The organism is Nocardiopsis coralliicola (assembly GCF_054779695.1).
The window spans coordinates 1-26385 of record NZ_BAAGXT010000031.1 but is presented as its reverse complement, the minus strand read 5'-3'; the positions used below and the strand labels follow the sequence as shown (position 1 = coordinate 26385).

Sequence of the window (26385 nt, the reverse complement as noted above, 5' to 3'; positions counted from 1 at the left end):
GCTCAGCCGCGGGCGTGCGTCCTCCTGCTGCGCCGGGACAGCGCGTCCAGGACGACGGCGACCAGCAGGACCGCCGCGGTGATCATGAAGCGGACCGGTGTACCCATCTGCAGCAGGTACAGGCCCGAGGTGATGGCGCCGAGGACGAGGCCGCCGAGGAGCGCCGAGTAGGCGTTGCCGCGGCCGCCGAACAGGCTGGTGCCGCCGATGACGGCGGCCGCGATCGCCATCATCAGCTCCTCGCCGGCCGCGGTGTCCAGGCTGGCCGAGAACGACCGGGACACCAGGAGCACCCCGCCGAGGGCGGACAGCATCGACGCGAGGCCGAACACCGAGATGCGGATGAGGTCGACGTTGATGCCGGCCCGGCGCGCCGCCTCGGGGCCGCCGCCCACGGCGAACACCATGCGGCCGTAGCGGGTCTTGCGGAGCATCAGGTCGAAGGCGACGACGAAGCCCACGAAGATCAGGAACGCCAGCGGCACGCCCTTGAACGCGTTGAGCACCGCGACCGCGCCGAACACCGGGACGGCCAGCAGCAGGCTGCGCAGCGCGATCTCGGCTGCCGGCTTGGCCGGCAGGCCGGCGGCGGTGCGGCGCAGCGCGCCCCACCAGTTGAGCGCGGTGAACAGGGCGACCGCTCCGACGGCGATGAGCCAGCCCATCCACGGCACGAAGTAGGTGTGGGTGAGCGCGGCGATGGTGCCGCTGTCGCCGATGTTGACGGTGCCCTCGCCGCCCAGCAGCCAGAGCTGGGCGCCTTGCCAGCCGAGCAGTCCGGCCAGGGTGACGACGAAGGCGGGGACGCCGACTTTGGCGAAGAACACGCCGTGGATCAGGCCGATGGCCAGTCCGGCGGCGACCGCCGAGCCGATCGCGGCCCACTCGGGCAGCCCGTAGCGCACCGCGAGCACCGCGGTCAGCGCCGCGGAGACGCCGGCCACCGACCCGATGGACAGGTCGATCTCACCGAGCAGCAGCACCATGATCACGCCGGTGGTCATCAGTCCCACCGCGGCGACCTGCAGCGTCAGGTTGGACAGGTTCTGCGGCGACAGGAACCGGTCGTGCAGCGACTGGAAGACGATGCAGATGATGAGCAGGCCGGCGATGACGGGCAGCGGGCCCAGTTCGCCGCCGCGCAGCCGCCGCAGTGCGGCCCGCAGCAGTTCGGCCGGCGAGGTGCGGGTGACCAGGACCGCCGATGCGGCGGGCTGCCCCGCGGCCTCCGCGGCGCCGCCGGCCTGCGTGCCGTCGGCCCCGACGCCCCCGGAGGGAGCCTGCTGGGCTGCCATCACTCGCCTCCCGTCTGCGGTGCCGCGCTGCGCTCCGCGCGCCGCGACACCGGGTTGTCGGCCGCACCGGTGATCGCGGCCACGATCTCTTCGTAGGGCGTGTCCTGGACCGGGAAGTCCCCTGCGTTGCGCCCCAGCCGCAGTACCAGCGCCCGGTCGGCGACCGCGCGCACGTCGGCCATGTTGTGGCTGATCAGCATCACGCCGAGCCCGCGGTCGCGGAGCCGCTCGATGAGGTCGAGCACCTGGGCGGTCTGCGCGACGCCGAGCGCCGCCGTCGGTTCGTCCAGCAGCACCACCTTGGGTTCGCCGAGCAGGGCGCGGGCGATGGCGATGATCTGCCGCTGGCCGCCGGACAGCGACGCGGCGGGCACCCGCAGGTCGGGCAGTGTCACCGAGAGCGAGTCGAGGAGCTCGCGGGCGGTGCGCTCCATGGCGACCTCGTCGAGGGTGCCCAGCCGGGTGTTCTCGTGGCCGAGGAACAGGTTGGCGACGATGTCCAGGTTGTCGCAGAGCGCGAGGTCCTGGTAGATCGTCGCGATGCCGAGCCGCTGGGCGTCGGCCGGGCGGGACACCGTTGCGCGGCGCCCCTCCCACAGCAGGGTCCCCGAGTCGGCGGGGTTCACCCCCGCGACGACCTTGACGAGGGTGGATTTGCCGGCGCCGTTGTCGCCGAGCAGGGCGACGACCTCGCCGGGCGCGACGGACAGGTCGACGCCGCTGAGCGCCTGGACGGCGCCGAACCGCTTGGAGACGCCGGACAGCTCCAGGACGGGTGTGCTCATTGTTCTCTCTTTCCTGCCCCGCTGCTGGTGCGGGGCGCGGCCGGGTGCGCGGCCGCCCGGCGGGGCGGACGGCCGCGCACCGAGCGGACCGGGGCGCCTCCCCGGCGCGCCGCCCGCACCGGGGCGGGGCCCGGTGCGGGCGGGGGTGCGGGCGCGCCGGGGCCGGCGGGCCCTATTCCTTGCCCACCTCAGTGCAGAAGTCGGTGTCGGCGTAGTCCTCGGTGCAGATCTCCTCGACCGTGTAGTACTCGTCGGCGATGACGGTCTCCTCGATCTCGTCCGCGGTCACCGGGACCGGGGGCAGCAGGACCGCGGGCACCTTCTCGCCGGAGCCGTCCTCGGCCTCGGTCAGCTCGTACTCGCCGCCGTCGTACTCCTCGCCGGTGGCGGCCGCGACGGTCATGTCGGCGGCGATCTCCGCCTCCGGCCGGATGGCCTTGTAGATCGACATGTACTGCTCGCCGGCGATGACCCGCTGCAGCCCGGAGACCTCGGCGTCCTGGCCGGTGACCGGCGGGAGCTCGTCGACGCCGGCGCCCTTCAGCGCAGCGATGACGCCGGCCGCCATACCGTCGTTGGCGCTGTAGACGCCGTCGATCTCGTCGGCCCCCTCGGCGGTGATCGCCTGCTCCATCTGCGTCTGCGCCTGGTCGGGCGACCAGTCCGGGGTGTCGAACTCCTGCACGATGTCGACTTCTCCGTCGAGCACCTCGTGCGCACCGGCCTTGTAGTCGCCGGCGTTGGGGTCGGTGGGCGCACCGTTGATCATCACGATCTTCGGGTCGTCCACGCCCTCGAGCGCGCCGAGCAGCGACTCACCCTGGACGCGGCCGATCTCGCGGTTGTCGAACGAGACGAAGGAGTCGACGCCGCCCTCGGCGAGCCGGTCGTAGGCGACGACCGGGACGCCCTGGCTCTTGGCGTTGGAGACGATGCCGCCGGCCGCCTCGGAGTCGACCGCGTCGAGCACCATGACGTCGATGCCGTCGGTGAGCATCGCCTCGGCCTGGGACTGCTGCTTGGCGGTCTCCTGGTCGGCGTTCTGGTAGAGCAGCGTGCACTCCGGGCAGCGCTCGTTGAGCGCCTCCTCGAAGAACGGCTTGTCGAACTTGTCGTAGCGGGCGGTCTTGGACTCGGGGAGGAGGAGGCCGACGGTGAAGCCCTCCTCGACGCTGTGGGTCTCGCCGTCCGCGGCGTCGCCGCCGCTGGTGACCGCGCCGCAGCCGGTGGCGAGCGCGGCGAGCAGTGCGGCGCCGGCCGCGGCGCCGCGCAGGCGCCGGCGGGAGCGGTGGAACGGTGCGCGGGAGCGCGCTGGGTCGGTCTGCACAGGGCCTCCTCGGGGGTGCCACCGGGCGGGGGATCGGAGCGCGAGGGGTGCGCTCGGCTGTGGCCCGGCTCACCGAAGTCAAACCTGCCGCCCTCTTGCCGTCAATGCTTGAACGCATAACTGAAATGTCACGAACTCTTCATTCAACCCGTGAACAGAAAGCTCCCGCAGGTGAAAGCCGGGCCGGTCCCTTGCGTCCCGCGCCGGCTCCGGCAGAACCGGCCGCCCGCGTTCACACCCGGCCTCTCCCCCGCGCCCGTCGGCCGCACCGGGACGCGCCGAGCAGCCGGTCCAGCGGCAGAGGGGGCACACCGAAGCCGCCGGCGGCCCGGAGCCTGAGCTGGAGCGCCCCGGGCCGGGGCTGACCGCGCGGCGCCGCCCCGGGCCGAAGCGCCTGCTGGCGGCCGGCGCCTCCGCGGGCAGCGGCGGCGCCCGGATCGCGGAGTCCGCACCGGTGGAGTGCAGACGCTCCCGCGCGACCGTCACACCCTGCGGGACGGGCCGAACGCGCCGTCCGACCGCTGCGACCGGCCCGCCAGAGCGAGCCGGAACGGCCGGGCGCCCCGCCGTTCACGCCGGAGCGTCAGGCCTGCGCCCCGGCCGGCCGGGGGGGGCGCCCTGCGCGCACTGGACGTCTGCGGCCACCCGCCGCAGACCCGGGGGCTGGGCCGTCCAGGGCGTGTTGGGTAAATGGCGTTCACCGCGAGCGGTGTCGGCGGTGCACCCGTCGCACGGCCGACGAGGGAGTCCGGGCGGGGTTTTCCTCCTCGATTGAGGAGAACCGGGCAGCAGGGCAGGTGTCCGCCCACCACGCGCTAGATCGTTGATGGGAAATTTCTGAACCGGCTGCGCGCATAACGAAGGGCGTCAAGGATCGGTGTGTGACCACTAACCTGGACGCCCTTCTGACGGCACGCTACGTCTATCTCGACGATGAGGTGATCCCTTCGGCCGACAAGCGCCGCGGCCCCGGCCGCCCGCGCCTGCTCACCGGCGCCGAACTCGTCTGCGTTGCCACCGCCCAGGTCCTCCTCAAATGCGACGACGAGCGCCGGTGGCTGCGCACCGCGCCGACCCGGATCGGCCGCCTCTTCCCCCGCCTGCCCGGCCAGTCCGAATACAACCGCCACCCGCGCGATGCGGCCCCGGCCCTGCTCACCGCCTCCTAGTGGCTGGCCGGCAGATCCCCACCTGGCAGGAGCCGCTGCGTTTGATGGATGGCACACCCGTGCGCTGCGGCGCTTCCCGGACCACGGTCAATCGCTCCGGGCTGGGCGAGATCGCCGGCTACGGACGCGATGCCTCCCACCACGCCTTCTACTAGGGCGCCAAACTCATGCTCATCACCACCGCCGACGGCGCGGTCTGCGCCTTCTCGCCCGCCCATCTAGGGGGCTCCGGCCGGCACCGGGGCAGCGGCGGCCGGATCGGCGGAGCGGGATTGGGCGGTCGCCGCAGCGAAGCGGAGGGCACCCCGGACGATGGCGCCGTCGCCGAGCGCCCCGGCCTCCACCCGCAGGCCGCGCAGAGCACCGCCGAGGGCACCGAGTTCGAGGGCGCGCCGGAGCGGGTCCAAGAGCAGTTCGCCCGCGTCGGTGAGGTCGCCGCCGACCAGCACCGCCTGCGGGTTGAGCGCGTTCACGAGCATCGCGGCGCCGCGGCCCAGCGCCGTCCCGGCCTCGGCGACGACGCGCCGCGCGCCCGGGTCGCCGCCTACCGCGGCTGCCACCAGCCCGGCCGGCGTCGGGGGGTCGGCCGCACCTCCCGGCGGCACCATCTGCACCAGGTGCGCGGCGCCGACCAGCGTCTCCAGGCAGCCGCGGTTGCCGCACCGGCAGACGCGGCCGCGCTCATCGAGGCCGATATGGCCGATCTCCCCTGCGCCGCCGGACGCGCCCCGGTAGAGCTGCCCGCCGAGCACCAGGCCGGCCCCGACACCCTCGCCGACCTGCAGGTAGACCAGGTGGTCCAGGCCGCGGCCGGCACCCTCGGCGGTTTCGGCCAGCGCCGCCAGGTCCGCGTCGTTGGCCACCTGCACCGGGAGGCCGAGCCGGTCGGCGAGCTCATCGCCGGGCCGGGCCCCCGCCCAGGCCGGCATGCAGGTGACGGCGCCGACCTCGCCGGTCTGCGGGTCCACCGGCCCGGGCACGGCCGCCTGCACGGCGAGGACCGAGATCCGGTCCTGGCGGGCACCGGCGAGCACGGTCTCCAGCAGCCACACGGCGCGGCGGACGCCCTTCCCGGGGTCGTCGGCGGCCTCGTAGCGGATGGTCTCGCGGGCGAGGGTGCGGCCGTCGGTGTCGCCGAGGGCAGCGGTGATGCGGCCGTGGTCGAAGGCGACGGCGGCGACGGTGCCCGGCGCGCGGGTCAGCGTCACGGCGCGGGCACGGCGGCCGTTCGACGAGGTCGTGCGGACCGCGACCGTGCCGGTGGAGCGCAGGTCGCGCACGATGTTGGAGACGCTGGCGGCGGACAGGCCGGTGGCGCGGGCGATCTCGGCCTGGGTGAGGGTGCCTGCGGTGCGCAGCGCCGCGACGACCCGGCGCCGGTTGGCTTCGCGCAGCGCAGCCTGGGACCCCGGCGTCACCTCGCTGTCGGCCACTGCGCTCCCTCCTCGGCCCGGCTCTGCCCCGGCCGCTTTCCGGACAGCCTACAAGCCGTGAACGCGGGCGGCCGCGCCTGTGCGCCCCGGATGAGGGCGCCCGGGTAGGGTTCGGTGCATGCCGACGGCCCCGCCCCTGCTGTCCGCCCGCACCCCGGGCTGGCGCTCCGCCATCGCTGACCTGCTGCGCACCGCGCCGGCGCGGGCGGGGCAGTGCCGCGTAGTGGCAGTGGAGGGCCGTTCCGGTGCCGGCAAGACCGCCCTCGCCGAGGCGCTGTCGGCGCGGCTGCGCTGCCCGGTGGTGCACATGGACGACCTGTATCCGGGCTGGGACGGCCTCGCGCCGTCCGGCCCGCGGCTGGCAGCGGAGGTGCTGGCGCCGCTGGCGGACGGAGCCGCGCCGTCGTGGCGGCGGTGGGACTGGGCGGCCGGCGGTTGGGCCCCGGACGACCCGGGCGGCTGGCACAGCACCGCTCCGGCCGACACGCTCATCGTCGAGGGCTGCGGCAGCGGCCATCCGGCGGCGGCCGCCTACCTGTCGCTCCTGGTCTGGGTCGATGCCCCCGCCGGCGTCCGCGCCGAGCGCCTCGACGCCCGCTGGGACGCCGGCCTCTACCGCCCGCACCGCTCGGCCTGGGCCGCCCAGGAAGACGCGTTCTACCGCACCGCCGCACCTCAGGACCGCGCCCACGCCATCCTCGACAACTCCCAGCCAGCGGCGTAGCCGGCTAGGGCGTGCAAGGGCGGCTTCGCCGGCAGTCTCTCCGCTCTATGCCGCGGGAGGCCGGTGCGCGGGCAGTGTTTCTGCTGTTCGCGGGGCGGGGGCGGCTTCGACCGCAGGCTCCCGCATCCCTGCGGCCGGTCGGCCGGTGTTCTTTGCGTCGGACCCGCGTAAAAGCGGCAGCGGCGGCAGAGCTCGGCGGCACCTAAGGCGAGCGTCCGGGCGCGGGCTGGTCGCGGGGGGGGTGTGGATGGAGAGGCGGGGAAGATTGCGGGCTCCCGCCCGGGGGTGGCCGGGTGGCGGGTTGGTCAGTGCGTCGGACAAGCAAAAGACGGCAGCGACGGCGAGGCTGGGTGGGCCCTCGGGGCGGCGGCGGGCCGCGGGCTGGCCGCAGAGCGGGGGTGGCTGCGAGGGCGGCCGAGGCTGAAAGCTCCCGCGCCTCTGTAGCCGACCGACCGATGTTCAGTGCGTCGGACCAGCGGAAAAGCGGCGGCAACGGCAGAGCTCGGCGGCGCCTGAGGCGGGCGGTCGGGCGGCGGCTGGTCGCGGGCCGGCCGGATGGCGGGCGCATGCCAGGACAACGGACACCGCAACGGGACCCCTGCAAACCCGCCCAAGCAAGCACCACCCTCCACTCCTGCGGGCCCTGCGCGGAGAGCCCGATTCCGCGCCCTGCGGACCTGCGCAGAACGAGGTTACGCAGCGTGGCGGTGTCTGATTCCCGCGCACCCACCTTTTTTGGTGGCCTGGTCGGTGAAAAGGCGAGAGTCGCGGCGTCGGATTGGCCGCTTTGGGCGGTTTGAGGCGGGAGGGGTTTCATTGCCCCGCGAAAAGGAACGCGCCGCGCTTTCGCGCGCGGGCCCCCAAACCGGACACCCGGGCCCCGTCGGTGGCTGACGCCCGACTTAGCCGATATGTCGCCACGCAGAGTGAAACCAGCCCTGGATATGGGCCGCGAAAGGATCGCGCCCCTCGATTCCGCGGGGATGTGGCGCTGAAAAGGTGGGAGTCGTGGCGCCGATGGGGTGTTACCAGGGGTTGGCGAACCACCCGCCCACGCCCGGCCCGCCGGCCGCCGACCCTCCAGCCCCTCGATTCACACCAGTCACACCCGCCCCGCGCACCCGATCCGCGCCCGGCTCGCGGCCAACCCCGCGGCCCCGCCCTGTGGCAAACCCGCGCCCGGCCGCCGCCCCGAGCTTCCGCCCAGCCTCGCCGTCGCTGCCGTCTTTGGCTTCTCCGACGCACTGGCCAACCCGCCACCCGGCCGCTCCCGCGCGGGAGCCCGCAGCCTTCCCCGCCCTCTAGCCACACCCGCCCCGCGACCAGCCCGCGCCCGGCCGCCCGCCTGAGGTGCCGCCGAGCTCTGCCGTCGCTGCCTCTTTTCCGCTGGTCCGACGCAAAGAACACCGGACAGCCGGCTACCGAGGAGCGGGAGCCTTCGGTCCATGCCGTTCTGGCCCCATGGTCAGCCGCACGGCTGTTCGCCCACCGGTTCCGAAGTGGAGAGCGGAAACCTGCCGGCGAAGCCGCCCTTGTCTTCATGGCGTGCGCACGCACTCCAGGGGATGGCGCGAATTCGGGCGCTCCGTGCAGGGCCCCGCAGGCGGAGGGCCCTTCTGCTTGGGCAGGGGGTGCAGGGCCCGCGGCGCAGTATCCGTCTTCCTGGCGTTTGCCCCCACCGCCGCCAGGCGGCCCGCTGACACCCGGCCGACCGCCCCGAGCGCCTGACCACCGGCTCCGCCGCTGCCGCTCCTGTACCTGTCCGACGCACTGACCACCGGAATCCGGCTGCAGGGGTGCGGGAGCCTGCGGTCTCAGCCGCCCCGCCCCCGCGGCCAGTAGCCCCCCTGGCCGCACACCCGTCCCGAGCCGCGGGACCGAGCGAAAGGCCGCCGGCCAGTCTCGGTGCGAACCGCGCTACTGTCCGGGGCCGCCCCGGGGCGGGATCTGCTGGGTGGAGCCCGGAGCGGGGGGAAGGACCGAAGTCGCCTCGCCCCTGGACGGGAGCGGGGGCACGATCGAGGTCTGCTCGCCGCTGCCCGGCGCCGGGGACACGACCGACGTCTGCCCTGCCGGGCCGGGCGCAGCAGACCGGGCCTGGGCGGGGGCGGCAGAACCGCTCTCCGGGCCGGCCACGCGGGTCGGGCCCGCCGGCTCGACCGTCGTCGAAGGCGCGCCCGCAGCCCCCTGCGGCGGAGCGATCGCGGTGGCCGGGGCCGCTCCTCGGACGGCCTCCGGAGCTGCGCCGACTGCCGCTGCCGGGCCGCCGGACACGGGAGGAGGGCCGAACTCCCCGACGAGGTGCGCCAACTCCTCGTCCATGCGGATGACCGTCTCGTACAGCTGGGCGAGGTGCGCCTGAGACTGCTTGAGCTTCCACTGGGCCATCTGCTCCGGCGAATAGTAGCCGACCTGCGGCCCCTGCTTCGACCGCACCGCGATCGCGCCGATGCGGGCGCCTCCCCAGGCGAGAACCACCAGGGTCACCGCCGTCATGCCCCAGTCCGCCGCGACGGTGATGACGCCGACCACCACGACCAGCGCGATCAGCACCCACAGCGGAACCTCGAGCATCCCGGCGTTGCTCGCCAACCGCCGCTCGCGCTCCAGCGCGGACCGGGCTTCGGTCTCCGCGCGGCGGGCCTGGTCCAGCGAGGCCGACCACTGGGCGTGCTCCTGCCCGCGCGAGGCGATGCGCTCGGCCGCGGCGTTGATGACCGCGGCCGCGCCGGCGCGCTGGGCTCCGCGGGAGCGTTCGGCCTCGGCCCACATGGTGCGGACGATCTCGGCGGCGTGCGCGCCGCCGCCGGACGTCTCCGGCGGGGCGATCCGCTCGGGGTGGAGCAGGTAGGAGAGGATCAGCGCCGAGTCGACCGGCGCCGTGGCGAAGTGCGGCATCGCGGTACCCACCCGGTCCCGCAGCCGCACGGCGGCGCGTTCGGCCTCCTCCAGGTCGGCGACGAGGCGGCGGCGGTCCGCGGCGTCGGGCCCCTCGTGCAGGGCCATCGCCGAGAGCACCTCGGGGCGGGAGAGCAGCAGCGTCTCGTGGGCGCGGGGGGCGTTCGTGGTCGCCGGGCGCACTGCGCCCAACTCCGAGCGCAGGCCCTCGACGGTGGCGTCGCGCCCGCGGAAGGCCGGCGGCAGGTCCGGGCGCAGCTGGGCGATGAACCAGGCCAGGGCGATGCCGGCGTCGTCCGGGCGGCGGCGGAACAGCGACCGGTCGACGAGCGTGTCGCGGGCGTCGTCGATGACCCACCGGCCGAGGGCGTCGCGGGCGCCGTCGTCGGCGAAGACGGCTGCGGCCCGCTGCCAGTCGCGCTGCATCGCTGCGGCGAGTGCGCCCGGCTCGGTGAACTTCGCCCCGCCGAACCAGTACGGCGGCACGCCGCCGGCCGAGGGCGCCCGGTAGGGCTCGGCGAACGGCTCCACCTGGGTGCCGCTGGGCGGGGGCGCCCCCGGGGCGGGCGAGACGGGTGCTCCGGGCGGGAAGCTGGGCGGGACGTAGGCCGGCACCGCGGGCGGCGCATACGGCGGCGTGTGGCCGCCCTGGCCCGGAGGCGAGTACGGCGCTGCAGGCGCCGCCGGCGACGCGGTGCCAGCAGTACCGGCGGTGAGCAGCAGGTCGAGCAGAGCGCGGCCGGACGGCCGGGCCTCCGGCTGCTTGGCGAGGCTCGCCGCGATCACGCCGTGCAGCGGCTCCGGAATACCGCCGAGGTCCGGCTCGCCGGAGAGGATACGGGTGATCCGGGCGACCTGGGTGGGCGCGGCGAACGCCTCGCGTCCGGTGGCGGCGAACGCCATCACGGCACCCCAGGCGAACACGTCGACGGCCGGGCCCAGGCGCAGCCCTTCCAGCTGCTCGGGCGCCATGTAGCCGACTGTTCCGACGATGCCGCTGGCGGTGACCGAGGTGCTCTCCACGGCGCGGGCGATACCGAAGTCGATGACGCGCGGGCCGTCCGCAGCGAGCAGGATGTTGTCCGGTTTGAAGTCGCGGTGGACGACGCCGGCGCCGTGGATCGCGGCGAGCGCGGTGGCCGTGGACACGGCGAGCCGGTGCAGGTCGGCGCCGGTGCGCGGGCCGCCCTCGGTGACGGCGTCCTGCAGGGTGGGGCCGTCGATGTACTCGGTGGCGATCCAGGGGCGCTCTGCCTCGGGGTCGGCGTCGAGGATCGGGGCGATGCAGAAGCCGCTGACCCGGCGGGCCTGGTCGACCTCCGCGGCGAACCGGCGGCGCATCCCGTCGTCGCCGGACCAGGAGGCGTGCAGGACCTTCACTGCCGCACGTCCGCCGGCGGCGTCCTCGGCGAGGTGGACCTCGCCGAATCCGCCGCGGCCCAGCGTCCTGATCAGCCGGTAGGGGCCGACCCGCCGCTCGCCGCCGTGCTCCCCGCCGTCCACGCCGCCTCCTCGTCCGCATTTCGGCCCTATGCCGTGCCGCCACAGGGTATCGCCGGCGGCTCGCGGGAACGACATGGAAGCGGCCCGGACCCCGTTCGGGACAGCGGAAGAGGGGCGCCGGAGGCGCCCCTCGGGGAGTGGTGCTAGCGGCGGCTAGTCGTCGCCGTCACCGTCCTGCCCGTCCCCGCCGTCGCCGTCCTCATCTCCGTCGCCGCCGCCCTCGTCTCCGTCGCCCTCGTCTCCGCCGTCCCCGTCCTCGCCGTCTTCATCGCCGTCGCCGCCGTCCTCGCCGTCCGCCCCGTCGCCGCCCCCCTCGCGGGAGTCGCTGCCGGGGTCGCGGGCGTCGCCGCCCGAAGTGAGGTCGCAGGCGAGTCCGGTGAAGAGCAGCGCCGTGGCGAGGCCGCACGCGGCGGCCAGGCGGAGCAGGCGGACGAGCAGGGCGGGTTCGGCCACGCGCACGGTGCCTCCTGGAGGGCTCGGAGCAGTCGGGGCAGGCATACCCCGCTGCGCCGCCCGGTCAGCCGGACTTGCCGAGGAACTTGGAGACGGCTCCGAAGACGAGCACGGCGAGGGCGATGATCAGGCCCCACTTGAGCAGCGTCATGAGGATGCTGAAAAGCCACCCGGCGACGAAGAAGGCCAGGAAGACCAGCAGTGCGATGAGGAAGATGCGTCCCATGCCCCCACGCTATGCGCCGCGCCGCCCGGCGCGGCCCCTGTCCGCCCCGATTCAGGGACATCCCGGGGGTCCCCGGGGCTCCCCTCAGGGACGCGGCGCACCCGCCGGGCGGGGTGCGCGCCGGGCGGCGGGCCCGCCGCCCGGCGCGGGGCCTACAGGTGCCGGCCGAACCAGTCGAGGATGGCGTCGAACCGGGCGAGGCGGTGCGAGGGCAGCCCCGAGCGGGACATCTCGTGGCCCTCACCGGGGAAGAGGAGGAGTTCGGCGGTAACACCGGACTGGCGGAGCGCCACGTAGTAGCGCTGCGCCTGTTCCAGGGGCACGCGCCAGTCCTCCTCGGAGTGGATGACCAGGGTGGGCGCGGTCGTCCGGGGCGCAGCGGCGATCGGGCTGTTTGCGGCCCACGTTTCCGGTTCGTCCCACAGGTCGCGGGAGAAGAACCAGCCGATGTCGCTGCTGCCGAGGAACGAGTCGATCGCGTAGACGCCGCGCTCGGGCACCGCCGCGCGGAACCGGTCCGGGTGGTGGCCGGCCAGCCAGGCGGTCATGAACCCGCCGTGGCTGCCGCCCAGGACGCCGACCCGGTCTCCGTCGAGCCCGTCCCGCTTGAGTGCGGCGTCCAGCAGCGCGATGAGGTCCCGGCCGCAGATCTCGCCGACGTCGCCCACCACGGCCTGGCCGTGCGCCTGGCCGTAGCCCGACGAGCCGCGCGGGTTGCCCATCACCACCGCGTAGCCGTGGTCGGCGTAGACCTGCGCCTCGTCGAACACGCGCCAGCTGTACTGGGCGAACGGCCCGCCGTGGATGAGCAGCAGCACCGGGTGCGGCCCCGGGCCGTCGGGCCGCACCAGCCAGCCGTGTACCGGGTGTCCGTCATCGGCCGCGGTGTCGATCTCCTCCAGCGGGCGCCAGGCGTTCCCGGTGCCGAACGCGGTGAGCACGCGCTCGCCGCTGTCGTCCAGGGCGACGAGTTCGCCCGGCGACTCCTGGTCGCCGACTGCGGCGGCGGTGACCCCGCCGGCGCGGGCCGCGGTGCCGGCGAGCCGGGGGCCGGACAGCAGTACCTGCGCCTCTCCCCCGCCCTGGGGGATGAACAGCAGGTCGACCGCTCCGCGGTTCTCCACCGGGAGCAGAACGCCGCCGTCGACCGGGGTGGGCTCGGTGCCCATCGCGACGTGGACGCGCTCTTCGTCGGTGAGCCGTTCCGGGGTGCCGCCCGCCGCCGGAACCGACCACAGCCCGCTGCTCATCACCGCGCCCCGGTCGCGGCCGGGCCCCGTCTCGTGCGCGGCGAAGTAGACCTCGGCGCCGTCGGCGGAGAACCGCGGGTCGGCGGTGGTCAGGGTGGTGCCGGTAAGGCGGCGCAGCCCGGTCCCGTCGGGCGCGCAGACCCACACGTCGTTGGCGATGTCGCTGTCGTGCGTCTCGTGGCGGGCCGCCGCGAAGGCGAGCAGGCCGCCGCCGGGGCTCCAGTCGATCCCGGCGTGGTGGTAGGGCCCCTCGGTGACCTGCTCGGATTCGGGCACCTCAGTGGTCTCTGCGGCGGCGACGGTGAACACCTGGGCCGGCTTGTCCTGGGTGAAGCCGACCCCGTCGACCCGGTAGGCGTACCCGGTGATGCGGCGCGGCGGCTCCGCGCCGGGCGCGCCCTGGTAGCGGCCCTCTTCCGGGACGCGCGCGGTGTAGGCGATCCGGGCGCTGTCCGGGCTCCAGGCGAACTCGGCGACGCCGAGCGGTGCGTCGGTCACCGCCCACGGCTCTCCGCCGCCGGCCGGCAGGACGTGCAGCTGCGGCGCAGCGCTGCGGCCCGCGGCCGGCTCTGCGGCGCGCAGGAAGGCCAGTGCGGACCCGTCGGGTGCGAACCGGGGCGCGCTGTCGCGTCCCCCGCGGGTGAGCCTGCGCGGCGGTGCGGAGCCGTCGGTGGGCACCGTCCACAGTTCGCTGCGGTAGGTGTCGGCGCCGGGATCGGGCCGGGAGACGGCTGCTACGGCCACCGCTCCGTCCGGAGTGAGCGTGGGAGCGCCGAGGGCGTGGAACCGGTCAAGTGCGATGTCGGCCATCGTTGGATGCTAGGGCGCGGCTCTGCATCCCGCAGCACCGGGCCGCGGCCAAAGGCGGCCGCGGCGCCGGAGGGCGGGCCGGCGGCCCGCGCGGCCCGGGGTTCCGCACGGCCGGACATGCGGCTGCCCCCGCCGGCCGGGCCGGCGGGGGCAGTTGCGGGGCGCTGGGTCAGCCTGTCGAGCGCTCGACCGCGGGAGCCTCCGGGGCATCCTGCGCCGCGTCGGCATCGGCACCGTCCGCGCCGGCTTCGCCGGCGGCCGCGCCGGCCGCCGAGCCGCGGACCAGGAAGGTCGCGAAGAAGGCGAGGGTGCCGATGGACGCGCCGACGATGAACGCGGTGTGGATGCCCGCCATCTGGCCGTCGACCGCGGAGGTCCCGGCGGCCTGCTGGCTCGCGGCGATGCTCGTCATGATGGCGACGAACGCCGCGGTGCCGGCCGCACCGGCCACCTGCTGCACGGTGCCGACGACGGCGCTGCCGTGCGAGTACAGCGACGGCTTGAGCGAGCCCAGTGCGCCGGTCAGCAGCGGCGTGAACATGAAGCCCAGGCCGGCGCTGAGCGCCATGTGCGCCGCCACGACGTAGCCGATCGGGGTGTCGGTGCCGAAGAACGTCATGCCCCACAGCACGCCGGTGACCATCGCGGCGCCGGGGGTGACCAGCGGTCGCGGTCCGAACGCGTCGAAGAGCCGGCCCACCAGCGGCCCCATGAGTCCCATGACCAGGCCGCCCGGGAGCATCGCGAGACCGGTGACCAGCGCGTCCAGGCCGAGCACCTGCTGGATGTAGAGCGGCAGCATGATGATGGCGCCGAACAGCGCCATGAAGCTCACCGCGACCAGGCCGATCGACAGCGAGAACTGGCCGGAGCCGAACACCCGCAGGTCGAGCAGCGCCCGGTCCTCGCGCTGCAGCTGCAGCTGGCGCAGCACGAACGCGACCAGGGTGAGGGCGCCGACGGCCACGGCGAGCCACGGCGGGATACCGCCGGAGGCGTGGCCCTCGCCGCCCATCGCGGAGAAGCCGTACACCAGGCCGCCGAAGGCGAACGCGGACAGCACCACGGAGGCGATGTCGACGCGGGCCGGGCGCGGCTCGGTGACGTTGCGGATGAAGGCGGCGCCGAGCGCCAGGCCGAGCACGGCGATCGGCAGGACCAGGCCGAACATCCAGCGCCAGTCGAGGGCGTTGAGGATCAGGCCGGAGATCGTCGGGCCGATCGCGGGGGCGACGGCCATGACGATGGAGATGTTGCCCATCGTGCGGCCGCGGCGGTCGGCGGAGACCATGTTGAGCACGGTCGTCATGAGCAGCGGCATCATGATGGCCGTGCCGCCGGCCTGCACGATCCGGCCCAGCAGCAGCACGGTGAACCCGGGCGCCAGGAAGCAGATCAGGGTGCCCAGGGTGAACAGCGACATCGCGGCGATGAACACCTGCCGGACGTGGAAGCGCTGCAGCAGGAACCCGGTCACCGGGATCACCACGGCCATGACGAGCATGAACGCCGAGGTGAGCCACTGGCCGGTGGAGACCGGGATGCCCAGGTCGGTGTTGAGCACGGGCAGGGCGACGCTCATGATCGTCTCGTTGAGGATCACGACGAACGCCGAGACGAGCAGCAGCGGAATGACCAGCCGGTCGCCGGCGCGGCCCCCCGCGGCGCTGCCGGCCGGTGCGGTGGTCCCACTCGAAGCGGGTGGGGTGTCGGGTGTCGATCGCCCGGTCACAGCTCTCCTCACAGTGCGGTCACTGGATCCGCGCAACGCGGCCCATCGTGCCCGGCAGGGCAGGGGGCCGCCGCAGCGGGACGGTGGTGGTCAATGGCGGAGTCGCCGGCGCGCCCGGCGGAGCCGCACCGCTCTGCGCTCGCGAATACGCACGTGATGGGAAACTCGCGGGGGAACGCGCAAATTCCCTCGGCCAGTGTAGCCCGCACCACAGAACCGGACCGCGGTCCGGTGCGGGCCCGGCAGCAGCGCCCCCTCGCCCGGAAGGGCACGGATTCCGCCCGGCGGCGCGCGCTCAGCGCCCGCGGCGCAACCCGGTACGCCACCGCCCAGCAGCACGAAAACGGGCCGCCCGCCGCGGATGCGGCAGGCGGCCCGAAACCGGTCCCGGTCCCCGGCTGGAGGCGGGGCGGGCCTGCGGATCAGCTGGAGATCAGCTGGCGCAGCACGTACTGCAGGATGCCGCCGTTGCGGTAGTAGTCCGCTTCACCGGGGGTGTCGATCCGGACGACGGCGTCGAACTCGACGCCGGAGTCGGTCACCACCGCGACCGTGGCGGGCGTGCGGCCCTCGTTCAGCTCGGTCACGCCGGTGATGGAGAAGGCCTCCTCGCCGGTGAGGCCGAGCGAGTCGGCCGACTCCCCCTCCGGGAACTGCAGCGGCAGGACGCCCATCCCGATCAGGTTCGAGCGGTGGATGCGCTCGTAGGACTCGGTGATGACGGCCCGCACGCCGAGCAGCGCGGTGCCCTTGGCGGCCCAGTCGCGCGAGGACCCGGAGCCGTACTCCTTGCCGCCGAGGACGACCAGCGGGGTGTCCTGCGCGGCGTAGTTCTGCGCGGCGTCGTAGATGAAGCTCACCGGCGCCTCGGCGGCGTCCGCGGCCCGGGTGAAGTCGCGGGTGTAGCCGCCCTCGGTGCCCGGGGCGATCTGGTTGCGCAGCCGGATGTTGGCGAACGTACCGCGGATCATCACCTCGTGGTTGCCGCGGCGGGAACCGTAGGAGTTGAAGTCCTTGCGCTCGACGCCGTGCGCCTTGAGGTACTCGGCTGCCGGGGTGCCGGGCTTGATGGCGCCGGCCGGCGAGATGTGGTCGGTGGTGACCGAGTCGCCGAGCTTGGCGAGCACCCGGGCGCCGGAGATGTCGGTGACCGGCGCCGGGGTGGTCTGCAGGCCCTCGAAGTAGGGGGGCTTGCGGACGTAGGTGGACTCGGCCTCCCACTCGAAGGTGTTGCCGGTCGGCGTCGGCAGCGACCGCCACCGCTCGTCGCCCTTGAACACGTCGGAGTAGGCCGACTCGTACATGTCCGAGGCGATCGCGGAGTCGATGACCTCCTGGATCTCCTCCGGCGCGGGCCAGATGTCGGCCAGGTAGACCGGGTTGCCCTGCGGGTCGGTGCCGAGCGCCTCGGTGGTGATGTCGACGTCCATCGAGCCGGCCAGCGCGTAGGCCACGACCAGCGGCGGCGACGCCAGGTAGTTCATCTTGACGTCGGGGTTGATCCGGCCCTCGAAGTTGCGGTTGCCGGAGAGCACCGCGGTGACCGCCAGGTCGTTGTCCTGCACGGCCTTGGAGATCTCCTCCGGCAGCGGGCCGGAGTTGCCGATGCAGGTGGTGCAGCCGTAGCCGACCAGGTTGAACCCGAGCTTGTCCAGGTAGGGCGTGAGGCCGGAGCGCTCGTAGTAGTCGGTGACGACCTTGGAGCCCGGGGCCAGCGACGTCTTCACCCACGGCTTGCGGGACAGGCCCTTCTCGACGGCCTTCTTCGCCAGCAGCGCGGCGCCGATCATGACCGACGGGTTGGACGTGTTGGTGCACGAGGTGATCGCGGCGATGGTGACGGCGCCGTGGTCGATCTCGGTCTCGGTGCCGTCAGCCAGGGTGACCTTGACCGACTTGCGCGGGCGGCCGTTGGCGGTCTGCGCCGGAGCGTCGGAGGCCGGGAAGGACTCCTCGTTGGCCTCGTCGACCTCGTCGGTGACGTAGTTCTCCACGTCGCGGCGCCAGGTGCGCTTGGCCTCGGACAGCGCGATGCGGTCCTGCGGGCGCTTCGGGCCGGCGATCGAGGGCACCACGTCGGCCAGGTCCAGCTCGAGGTACTCGGAGTAGACCGGCTCGTGCTCCGGGTCGTGCCAGAGCCCCTGCTCCTTGGCGTAGGCCTCGACCAGCGCGGTCTGCGCCTCGGGGCGGCCGGTGAGCTTCATGTACCGGATGGTCTCGTCGTCGATCGGGAAGATCGCGGCGGTGGAGCCGAACTCCGGGCTCATGTTGCCGATGGTGGCGCGGTTGGCCAGCGGCACGGCGGCGACGCCGTCGCCGTAGAACTCCACGAACTTGCCGACGACGCCGTGGTCGCGCAGCATCTCGGTGATGGTGAGCACCAGGTCGGTGGCGGTGGTGCCCGGGTTGAGCTTGCCGCTCAGCTTGAAGCCCACCACGCGCGGGATCAGCATGGAGATCGGCTGGCCGAGCATCGCGGCCTCGGCCTCGATGCCGCCGACGCCCCAGCCCAGGATGCCCAGGCCGTTCTGCATCGTGGTGTGGGAGTCGGTGCCGACACAGGTGTCGGGGTAGGCCTGGCCGTTGCGGTCCATCGTGACGCGGGCCAGGTGCTCGATGTTGGCCTGGTGCACGATGCCGGTGCCGGGCGGGACCACCTTGAACTCGTCGAACGCGGTCTGGCCCCAGCGCAGGAACTTGTAGCGCTCGTGGTTGCGCTCGTACTCGATCTCGACGTTGCGCTCGAACGCGTCCGGGCGGCCGAAGAGGTCGACGACGACCGAGTGGTCGATGACCAGCTCGGCGGGCGCGAGCGGGTTGATGCGGTCCGGGTCGCCGCCCAGGTCCTTGACGGCCTCGCGCATGGTGGCGAGGTCGACGACGCAGGGGACGCCGGTGAAGTCCTGCATGATCACCCGGGCCGGGGTGAACTGGATCTCCTGGCTCGGCTGGGCCTTCTCGTCCCAGTTGCCGAGCGCGCGGATGTGCTCTGCGGTGACGTTCGCGCCGTCCTCGGTGCGCAGGAGGTTCTCCAGCAGCACCTTCAGGCTGTAGGGAAGCCGCTTGGAGCCGTCAACGGCGTCCAACCGGAAGATCTCGTACGACTCGTCGCCAACGCGGAGCGTGTCACGGCTGCCGAAGCTGTTCGTGGACACGGTGTATGCCTCCTGATCTCGCCACGTGATCCCGCCATCATCCCGCATGCGCGGCGCGGTTGACGCGCACGGCAAGCCGGGAGTCGGCCGAGGTCGCACCCGCCGCTCGCGGTGCGGGCGCACCCCTGTCGGCCCCGGGCGCGCGGGGCGCGCTACCCCTCCCCGGTGGCCGCGGAGGGCCGCCCGGCGCGTCCGGAACCCGAAAACGGTCCTCGAAAGATTTATCTCGACATCAAGGTATCGAGCAGATCTCTCGATATCAAGTTACCGGGGCGGTTCCGCGCGCCCCCCGACGCCCCCGCCTCTCCGACCGCCTACCCGCCCGGCCCCCCGCCCGAACCGCGCACAGGGCGCGCCGACGGTGGCGCGGCACGCCACCGTGCGCCCACTCGACCGGCCACCCCGCGCCCGCCCGTCACCCGCAGACGCATGCAGCCCGGTAGGTTCTGCGCGCCGGGCCCGCCAGGGGGCACCGGCGCCGGCAGAGCGCCCGGCAGCACCGGAAGGGAAGAGCACCGATGGGCGACCCCCTCATCCTGCTGAACTCCAGCATCGCGACCGCGCCCGGTGACTACACGGTGCGGCTGGTCAGCGAGGACGAGGCGCGCCAGATCGTCGCCCGGGCGCTCGCCGGCGACGGCGTCTTCTCCGCCATCGGCCACAAATCGACCGCCGCCTTCCTGTCCGAGGTCCTGGAGACTCCGGTCGCCGACCAGCGGCCGACGATCCGCCAGCGGCCGGGGCAGAGTGCGCTGGTGCTGAAGCTCGACCAGCGGCTGCCGGACCCCGCGGGGAAGGACTACACGCGCGAAGAGCTCGACCACATCTTCGCGACCTACGGCTACAGCTTCTACCTGATGACGCGGGCCGAGGAGCCCCCGCTCGACGGCATCGACTGGACCCCGACCGCGAAAATCAGTGCGGCCCGGATGGGCGACCCGGAGGTACTGGAGCAGGTCCGGCGCGAGCGGCGCCCGGTGGCCGTCGCGCTCGGCGACGGCGAGCCGCTGCTGCTGGAGCCGCCGCACCGCGTCTTCAGCACGGCAGAGCAGCTGAACGAGCACGTCGACCAGCGCTACCCCGATGCTCCACCCCGCGCCCTGGAGCACCTCCCCGCGCTGCTCGGCCCGGGCCGGAAGGTCTACCTGCCGCCGGACGGCACCGGCGACCCCCGCGTCCACCTGGCCGAATGGGACCGCTCCAACCGCCTGTGGCGCCTGCACGAGGTCTCCCCCGCCCGCTTCTGCGACGAGGTCGAGGCCGCTGCGGCCACGGCGCCTGCAGACCTGCGCAAGGCTGCATCCGAGGAGCTGCGCCGAGTCCGCGCCCTCGCCGGCCGCCCGCCGGGCACCGGCCCCGCCCAGGGCATCGGGGCGGCAATGGATCGGGCGAAGCGCACCGCCGGGATGGTCACGTCGGGGCGCCCGGGACACGCGCCGACCGAGCGGCGCAGGGGCAAGGGCGGCCGGGGCAGGTAGCGGCCCGGGACCGGCTACCGCGGGGGGCTGAACCGGCCCCCGCCGGGGCCGCCGTCCGCCGCAGCCAGCTGAATCCCCGGATTCAGCGGCGCACCTCGCCCTCCTTGGCGAGGACGGCGACGCACTCCACGTGCTGGGTCATCGGGAAGGCGTCGAAGGCGCGCAGGGACTCCAGGGCGAAGCCCTCCTCGGCGAAGACGGCGAGGTCGCGGGCGAGGGTTGCCGGGTCGCAGGAGACGTAGGCGATGCGCGCCATCCGGCGCAGGCGGGACAGCGACCGGACGATGTCGCGGCCGGCGCCGTTGCGCGGCGGGTCCAGGACGGCGGCATCGGCGCGCAGGTCGGACCATTCGCGCAGGCGGCCGGCGACGTCGCCGGCCTCGACCCGCGCCCAGGGCAGGTCGCGGAGGTTGTGCTCGGCGTCGCGCACAGCGTCCCGGTCGCCTTCGGCGCCGAGCACCCGGCCCTGCTCGCCGACCGCGTCGGCCAGCGCGGCCGTGAACAGGCCGGCGCCGCAGTAGAGGTCGAGGACGGTGGCGCCCGGCTCCAGGCGCAGCGCGTCGAGCACGGCGCCGGTCAGCACCTCCGGCGCGCCGGGGTGCACCTGCCAGAAGCCGCCGGGCGAGACGCGGAAGGTGCGGTCGCCGACCGGCTCGCGGACGCTCTTGCGGCCGTGCAGCGGCTGCACCCGGCCGCCCTTGCCGCGGCGCAGCACCGCGGCCGGCGCCTCGGGCTCGGGCAGCGTCGGCATCTGCGGGCCGCGCGTCGACACCACGACGGCGCGGTCGCCCGCACCGGAGGCGACGACCTCGATCTCGCGCACCGACGGCCAGGGCAGGCCGGTGACGCCGACCCGCTCCACCTCGGGGTGGGCGATCCGGCAGCGGTCGATGCGCTCCAGCTCGTGCGAGCGGTTCCGGCGCAGGCCGGGGCGCCCGTCGGCGTCGACGGCGTAGCGGACGCGGGTGCGCCAGCCCAGCCCGTCCGCCGCGCCCGGCAGCTCCTCGACCTCGACGTCGCGCTCGATGCCGGCGATGCGGGAGAGCTGCTCGGCGACGACCTCGCCCTTCAGCCGGCGCTGCGCGTCCAGCGAGGCGTGCTGCCAGTCGCAGCCGCCGCAGCGGCCGGGGCCCGCGAACGCGCAGGGCGCCTCGACCCGGTCCGGGGAGGCGTCGAGGATCTCGACGGCGTCGGCGCGGACGAAGCGGCGGGTGGTCTCGGTGACCTCGGCGATCACGCGCTCGCCGGGCAGGGTGTGCCGGACGAACACCACGACGTCGCCGTCGCGGGCGACGCACATGCCGCCGTTGGCGACGCGCTCGACGGACAGCTCGATTCGGGCCCCGACTTCGGGCATGGCTTTGACGGTGGACACGGTGTACCTCCGGCGGCAGGGACTGTCGGGTGTCGCGGCCGTCTGCGGAACGGCCCGGGTTCGGGTGACCCGGACCAAGCCACCAACCATCTGCGGCAACTCTAGCCGACCGCGCGCGCCGGACGGTCCCCGCGCGGGCGGGCGCGAGCAGCGGGGAGGGCCCGCGCGGGCCGCGATGCGGGTGTAGCGTCGGCGGCGGAGCACACCGGCGGCGACGGCGGGCGGGAGCGGACGGGGCAATGCACATCGTGATTCTGGGCTGCGGTCGGGTGGGGTCGACCCTGGCCCACTCGTTGGAGGATGCGGGCCATACCGTCGCGGTGATCGACCGCGACCCCGAGGCGTTCCGCCGCCTGCGGCCGGCGACCGCGCGGGCCGCGGTGCGCGGCCTCGGCCACGACCGCGCCGTGCTCGCCGAGGCCGGGATCGACCGCGCTGCTGCCTTCGCCGCGGTCTCCAGCGGCGACAACTCCAACATCATCGCCGCGCGCGTGGCCCGCGAGACCTACGGCGTGCGGCACGTGGTCGCGCGGATCTACGACCCGCGGCGCGCCCAGGTCTACCAGCGGCTCGGCATCCCGACGGTGGGCACGGTGCACTGGACCGCGGAGACGATCCTGCGCCGGCTGCTGCCCGGCTCGGACCTGGCGCCGGGGCCCCTGTGGCGGGACCCGTCCGGCAGCCTGGTGATGACGGAGGCGCCGCTGCCGGAGGCGTTCACCGGCCACCGGATCCCGCAGCTGGAGGCGGCGCTGCCGGTGCGCGTGGCCTATCTGGTCCGCGGCGGCGAGCTGGTGCTGCCGCGCGGCGACGAGGCGCTGCTGGCCGGCGACGTGCTGCACGTGCTCGTGCGCACCGGCGACCTGGCGGCGGTACAGGCGCGGCTGGGCGGACTGGACGGCGCCGCGGGCGGTGCGGACGCCGTGCTGCGGCCGGCCGGGAACGGGGCGGACGAGGCGGAGGGCCGGGAATGAGGATCGCCATCGCGGGTGCGGGGGCCGTCGGCCGCTCGATCGCCGCCGAACTGGTCACCGCGGGGCACGAGGTGCTGCTGATCGACCGCAGCGCCCGCGCCATCGACGTGGACGCGCTGCCGGGCGCGGACTGGCTGCTGGCCGACGCGTGCGAACTGGCGGCGCTGGAGAGCGCGCAGCTGGCCGGGTTCGACGTTGCCGTCGCAGCGAGCAGCGACGACAAGGTGAACCTGGTCTTCTCGCTGCTGGCCAAGGAGGAGTTCGGCGTCGGCCGGGTGATCGCGCGGATCAACGACCCGCGCGACGAGTGGCTGTTCACCCAGGCGTGGGGCGTCGACGAGGCGGTCTCACCGCCGCGGCTCATCGCCGCCCTGGTCGACGGCTCGGCCGCGGCCGGCGCCGGCGACGAGGCCGGCCTCCCAGGCGCCGACCTGCTGGAGTTCACCCTCCCCGGCGGCTCCGCGCACACCGGAAGCACGATCGCGGAGCTGGCGCCGCGCCTGCCGGACGGCGTCGTGCTGGTCTCGCTGGTCCGCAGCGGCACCGCGCTCCCGCCCGCCCCCGGCACGGCCCTGCAGCCCGGCGACGACCTGGTCTTCCTCAGCACCGCCGACGACACGGCCCCTCTCGACGCCCTCCTCTCCGCCGACTAGGGCGTGCTCTGCGGTGCGCGGTCGGGCTTCCGGCGTAGACTGCGGCCCTCTCGTCGTAGCGGGTGGCGACCGCCCGGTTCTGCTTGAGCAGGCTGCTGGAGCGTTCCGCGGTGGCGCGGTCGCGTAGGCCCCCACCGGTCGCAGGCGGGCGCCCGCCCGTCCTTTGCGCCTGCGGTTGTCGCGCTGGTCTGCGCGGATCGCGGCGCAGGGGTATGGCTGTGTCGGCGAGGAGGCGGTCGGGGCGTGCGATCGCGAGGGGGCGGCAGCGCGTATCGGCGAGGAGGCCGACCTCGGTGGCCGGTCCGCCGCGGGAGCGGCCGAGTGTCTCCGGGCCGTCCTTCTCATCCCGGGCTGTGTCCCCTTTTTCGGCGCGCCGAGGGCGTGGGAGTGGGCGCGCACAGTAATGGAGTCGGTGCTGGCGATGAGCGCTTCGCCAACAGCGGCGTCGGCACGCAGCCGGTCGGCGATGCGTTGCCCGGTGCCGCCGTTGGGCCGGCTGCGGTGGCGTCCGGCCGCGGTCTCCCAGGACCCTGGCGCTCGGGCAGGACGCGCCAGCGGTATGCCGGTGCAGAACAGGATCGCGTCGACGACCTTGCCGTGGCCGGCCCGGCGCCTGCCGTTGAGTGCTTGAGCGGGGCGGCTGCCAGGCCGACCATCCGCCCCGCAGACACGTCCAGCAACAGGACCTAGGGGGCGGTGCGCGAGTCCGTCTCGGTCGGGTCGGATTCGAGGGACGCGCGAGTGCCGCTGTCCATGGGGGTGCGGCCGCGGGCGAGGAGCCAGACCATGCCGGCCAGCGCGGCGACCTGGAGGGGCCAGCCCATGGCGACCTTGGCGATACCGAGGAAGGCGAAGGTCTCGGCGATGTTGTTCTTCGCCGCCCACCAGAGCGGCAGCTGCACCGCAACCCGGATGACGCACGGCAGCACCAGCAGCCACGTCATGCGGGAGCTGAGCTTCACGACCGCGGGACTGCTGCGCCACCCGGACGGGTCGCCGGTCACCGCGCCGATGAGCAGGCCGATCGCCGGCCAGCGGATCAGGATGGTCAGGGTGAGCACCGCGGCGTAGACGGCGTTGTAGATGATGCCGGGGAGCGCGAAGTCCTCTGCGTCGCCGCTGCGCAGCGCGAACACCGCGGCGATGCCGATGCCGAAGAGGCTGTTGACGACGAACTGCACCGAGGAGCGCTGCAGCAGCCGGACCGCGCCGAGCACGACCGCGGCACCGACCCCCACCGCCAGCGCCGTCGGCACGTCCTGGAAGACGAGGTAGGAGACGGTGAAGCCGATGGTCGGGACGGCGGCCTCGAGCATGCCGCGCTTGCCGCCGAGCGCCTTGGCCAGCTGGCCGCGGACTACGGCTTCGACCGTGCCCTCGGAGACCGGGGCACCCTGGGCGGCGCCGTCCGCGGAGTCACCCGCAGCCGTGGCTCCCCCGGGGCTCGCGCCGCTGCGCTGCGCCTCCGGTCCACCGTCGCCGGCGCGGTCCGGCGCACCCTGCGCTGTGCCCTGCTGCTCGGTCATCCCGCCCCGTTCGTCCTGGCCGCCGGTCGTGCGCACCCCACCCTAGGGCAACGTACCCGCGAGCGGCGGCGATTCCCACGGCCCCCTGCGCGCCCGCCGGCCGGATCAGCGGCCGGGGGCGGCCGGCGGGGAGGTTCTAGGGTGGGGACGCGATGAGGACGCTTTAGGTTCTGGAGGACCGCATGCCCCGACGCGCCCCGCTCGACGCCGACCACGTCGCCTTCGCTGCCGCCCTCGACGCGCGCTTGCGCGGCCGCGGCCACGTCTGGTCGCCCTACTCCGTCGGAGAGGCGCTCGCGCTGCTCGCCGAGGGCGCACGCGGGCCCGCCCGGCAGGAGCTGGAGCAGGCGCTCGGCGGCGATACCGCTGCGCAGGCGCGCGTACTGGCGGCGGCGGTCGACGCCGGCGGCGCCGACGGCCCCGAGCTTGCGGCCGCGACGTCGCTCTGGCTGGCTTCGGGCGCCGCCGTCGACCCCGGCTTCGAGCGCGCACTCGCCGAGCGGACGGCAGCGTCGGTCCGCACCGCCGACTTCGCCCGGGCGCCGGAAGCGGCCCGCGCGGCGGCGAACGCCGAAGTCGCCGACCTCACCCGCGGCCTCATCCCCGAGCTGCTGCAAGCCGGCGACATCACCGCCGACACCCGTGCGCTCCTCGTGAACGCGCTCTGGGTCAGACTGGCGTGGACGGCGCCGTTCGACCCCGCCGCAACACGACCCGCCCGGTTCCGCGCCCCTGCGGACGAGCTCCGTGTCCCGATGATGCGCCGAAGCGGCGACATGCCCTACGCGGAGGCCGACGGGTGGGCGATGGTGGGCCTGGACGGCGGGCACGGCCTCACCCTCGACCTGCTGCTGCCCCCGAGCGGCGGCAGCGCGGGCCCGGCACCGCTGCCGGAGGTCGACGCCGGCGTGCTGGAGCGGCTGGCGGCACAGTCCCGAACCGCCCGGGTGGACCTGGCGGTGCCGCGGTTCCGGCTGTCCGGGCGGGCGCTGCTGTCGGGCGCGCTGAAGGACCTCGGTGTGCGCACGGTGTTCACCCCCGGCGCCGACCTGTCCGGGATCGCGCGGCTCGGCGGGGCTGAGTCGGGGCGCCCGTTCTTCGTCGACGAGATCGTGCACGAGGCGGTGCTCACCGTCGACGAGAAGGGCGCTGAGGGGGCGGCCGCGACGGCCGTGGTGCTGCGCACGCTGTCCGCGGTCACCCCGCCGAAGGCGAAGGCCTTCACCGCCGACCGGCCCTTCGCGTTCGTGCTGCGCCGCAACGGCGCGATCCTGTTCCTCGGCACCGTGGAGTCCCCTGACGACCCGGGCCCCGCGCGCTGACCCGGGCACGGGCACCAGCTACTGACCTGCTCCGGCGCCCTCCGCGGAAGCTCTGCCCCGGCAGCGCGGAGACCCCGGCACCGGAGGCTGCAGTGCAGGCCGGCTCTGGCACGGCGCGCGTCCGTCCGGACCCTTGACGCAGCGCGGCCCCTCGGCGGCCGGCAGCGCCGGGGGCCGGGGCGGGTGCCCCCCGCCTGGCCGACGCACCGGCAGTCCCGCGAGGCGGAACCGCCCCAACCAGCGGGCCGCGGCGCCGGCGACCGCGGTGCCCAGCGGCGCAGCACGCCGGCTCCGCGG

17 protein-coding genes and 1 pseudogene are annotated in these 26385 nt (G+C 74.5%); 6 read left to right on the top strand and 12 right to left on the bottom strand.

The window, feature by feature from the left end; translation table 11 throughout:
- Positions 1 to 2 precede the first annotated feature (2 nt).
- The 3 genes from ACYVGT_RS19575 to ACYVGT_RS19565 form a co-directional block, all read right to left on the bottom strand.
- Positions 3 to 1295, bottom strand: a complete 1293-nt coding sequence (locus ACYVGT_RS19575; protein ID WP_460860478.1) for a sugar ABC transporter permease — start codon at positions 1293 to 1295, stop codon at positions 3 to 5.
- Positions 1295 to 2080 carry an ATP-binding cassette domain-containing protein gene (locus tag ACYVGT_RS19570; protein ID WP_460860476.1) on the bottom strand — a complete coding sequence of 262 codons (786 nt, stop codon included), beginning with the start codon at positions 2078 to 2080 and terminating at the stop codon, positions 1295 to 1297. Before ACYVGT_RS19570 ends, ACYVGT_RS19575 begins: the two co-directional genes overlap by 1 nt.
- Positions 2081 to 2252: 172 nt before the next feature.
- On the bottom strand, positions 2253 to 3407 hold the full coding sequence (locus ACYVGT_RS19565; protein ID WP_460860474.1) for an ABC transporter substrate-binding protein: 1155 nt from the start codon (positions 3405 to 3407) through the stop codon (positions 2253 to 2255).
- A gap of 881 nt (positions 3408 to 4288) precedes the next feature.
- Here ACYVGT_RS19565 and ACYVGT_RS19560 point away from each other — a divergent pair.
- Positions 4289 to 4794, top strand: a pseudogene (locus tag ACYVGT_RS19560) (IS982 family transposase); the annotation flags it as partial.
- Here ACYVGT_RS19560 and ACYVGT_RS19555 read toward each other — a convergent pair.
- Entirely contained in the window at positions 4795 to 6009 is a 1215-nt protein-coding gene (locus ACYVGT_RS19555; protein ID WP_460860473.1) for an ROK family transcriptional regulator, read from the bottom strand.
- 118 nt (positions 6010 to 6127) lie between these two features.
- Between ACYVGT_RS19555 and ACYVGT_RS19550 the strand changes: the two genes are divergently transcribed.
- On the top strand, positions 6128 to 6733 hold the full coding sequence (locus ACYVGT_RS19550; RefSeq protein ID WP_460860472.1) for a nucleoside/nucleotide kinase family protein: 606 nt from the start codon (positions 6128 to 6130) through the stop codon (positions 6731 to 6733).
- Positions 6734 to 8650: 1917 nt separating this feature from the next.
- On the opposite strand, the gene ACYVGT_RS19545 is transcribed toward ACYVGT_RS19550, so the two are convergent.
- The 6 genes from ACYVGT_RS19545 to acnA all read right to left on the bottom strand — a co-directional run bounded on the left by ACYVGT_RS19545 (position 8651) and on the right by acnA (position 18760).
- On the bottom strand, positions 8651 to 11134 hold the full coding sequence (locus ACYVGT_RS19545) for a serine/threonine-protein kinase (RefSeq protein ID WP_460860471.1): 2484 nt from the start codon (positions 11132 to 11134) through the stop codon (positions 8651 to 8653).
- A 153-nt stretch (positions 11135 to 11287) separates the two neighbouring features.
- Entirely contained in the window at positions 11288 to 11587 is a 300-nt protein-coding gene (locus tag ACYVGT_RS19540; protein ID WP_460860467.1) for a hypothetical protein, read from the bottom strand.
- A 64-nt stretch (positions 11588 to 11651) separates the two neighbouring features.
- Positions 11652 to 11813, bottom strand: a complete 162-nt coding sequence (locus ACYVGT_RS19535; RefSeq protein ID WP_460860464.1) for a hypothetical protein — start codon at positions 11811 to 11813, stop codon at positions 11652 to 11654.
- 152 nt (positions 11814 to 11965) lie between these two features.
- Positions 11966 to 13873, bottom strand: a complete 1908-nt coding sequence (locus tag ACYVGT_RS19530) for a S9 family peptidase (RefSeq protein ID WP_460860462.1) — start codon at positions 13871 to 13873, stop codon at positions 11966 to 11968.
- Positions 13874 to 14042: 169 nt separating this feature from the next.
- The gene (locus ACYVGT_RS19525; RefSeq protein ID WP_460860460.1) at positions 14043 to 15605 is read right to left on the bottom strand and encodes an MDR family MFS transporter; all 1563 of its coding nucleotides are present in this window, start codon (positions 15603 to 15605) and stop codon (positions 14043 to 14045) included.
- A 422-nt stretch (positions 15606 to 16027) separates the two neighbouring features.
- A complete protein-coding gene (gene acnA / locus ACYVGT_RS19520) occupies positions 16028 to 18760 on the bottom strand; it encodes an aconitate hydratase AcnA (protein ID WP_460860458.1) in 2733 nt (910 codons plus the stop codon).
- Between the two features lie 518 nt (positions 18761 to 19278).
- Here acnA and ACYVGT_RS19515 point away from each other — a divergent pair.
- Positions 19279 to 20238, top strand: a complete 960-nt coding sequence (locus ACYVGT_RS19515; protein WP_460860456.1) for an STIV orfB116 family protein — start codon at positions 19279 to 19281, stop codon at positions 20236 to 20238.
- An 82-nt stretch (positions 20239 to 20320) separates the two neighbouring features.
- Here the strand turns inward: ACYVGT_RS19515 and ACYVGT_RS19510 are convergent, their stop codons facing one another.
- On the bottom strand, positions 20321 to 21595 hold the full coding sequence (locus ACYVGT_RS19510) for a class I SAM-dependent RNA methyltransferase (RefSeq protein ID WP_460860454.1): 1275 nt from the start codon (positions 21593 to 21595) through the stop codon (positions 20321 to 20323).
- A 257-nt stretch (positions 21596 to 21852) separates the two neighbouring features.
- On the opposite strand from ACYVGT_RS19510, the gene ACYVGT_RS19505 reads away from it, so the two are divergent.
- Together ACYVGT_RS19505 and ACYVGT_RS19500 are read left to right on the top strand one after the other, a co-directional pair.
- Positions 21853 to 22587: a potassium channel family protein gene (locus ACYVGT_RS19505; protein WP_460860450.1), complete on the top strand. Its 735-nt coding sequence runs from the start codon at positions 21853 to 21855 to the stop codon at positions 22585 to 22587.
- Positions 22584 to 23240 (top strand): potassium channel family protein, encoded by a 657-nt coding sequence (locus ACYVGT_RS19500; RefSeq protein ID WP_460860447.1) that lies wholly within the window; start codon positions 22584 to 22586, stop codon positions 23238 to 23240. The genes ACYVGT_RS19505 and ACYVGT_RS19500 overlap by 4 nt, the downstream gene beginning before the upstream one ends.
- A 686-nt stretch (positions 23241 to 23926) precedes the next feature.
- On the opposite strand, the gene ACYVGT_RS19495 is transcribed toward ACYVGT_RS19500, so the two are convergent.
- Entirely contained in the window at positions 23927 to 24766 is an 840-nt protein-coding gene (locus tag ACYVGT_RS19495; RefSeq protein ID WP_460860444.1) for a DUF3159 domain-containing protein, read from the bottom strand.
- A 182-nt stretch (positions 24767 to 24948) separates the two neighbouring features.
- On the opposite strand from ACYVGT_RS19495, the gene ACYVGT_RS19490 reads away from it, so the two are divergent.
- Complete coding sequence (locus ACYVGT_RS19490; RefSeq protein WP_460860442.1) at positions 24949 to 26088, top strand: serpin family protein; 1140 nt, start codon at positions 24949 to 24951, stop codon at positions 26086 to 26088.
- Positions 26089 to 26385: the final 297 nt, after the last annotated feature.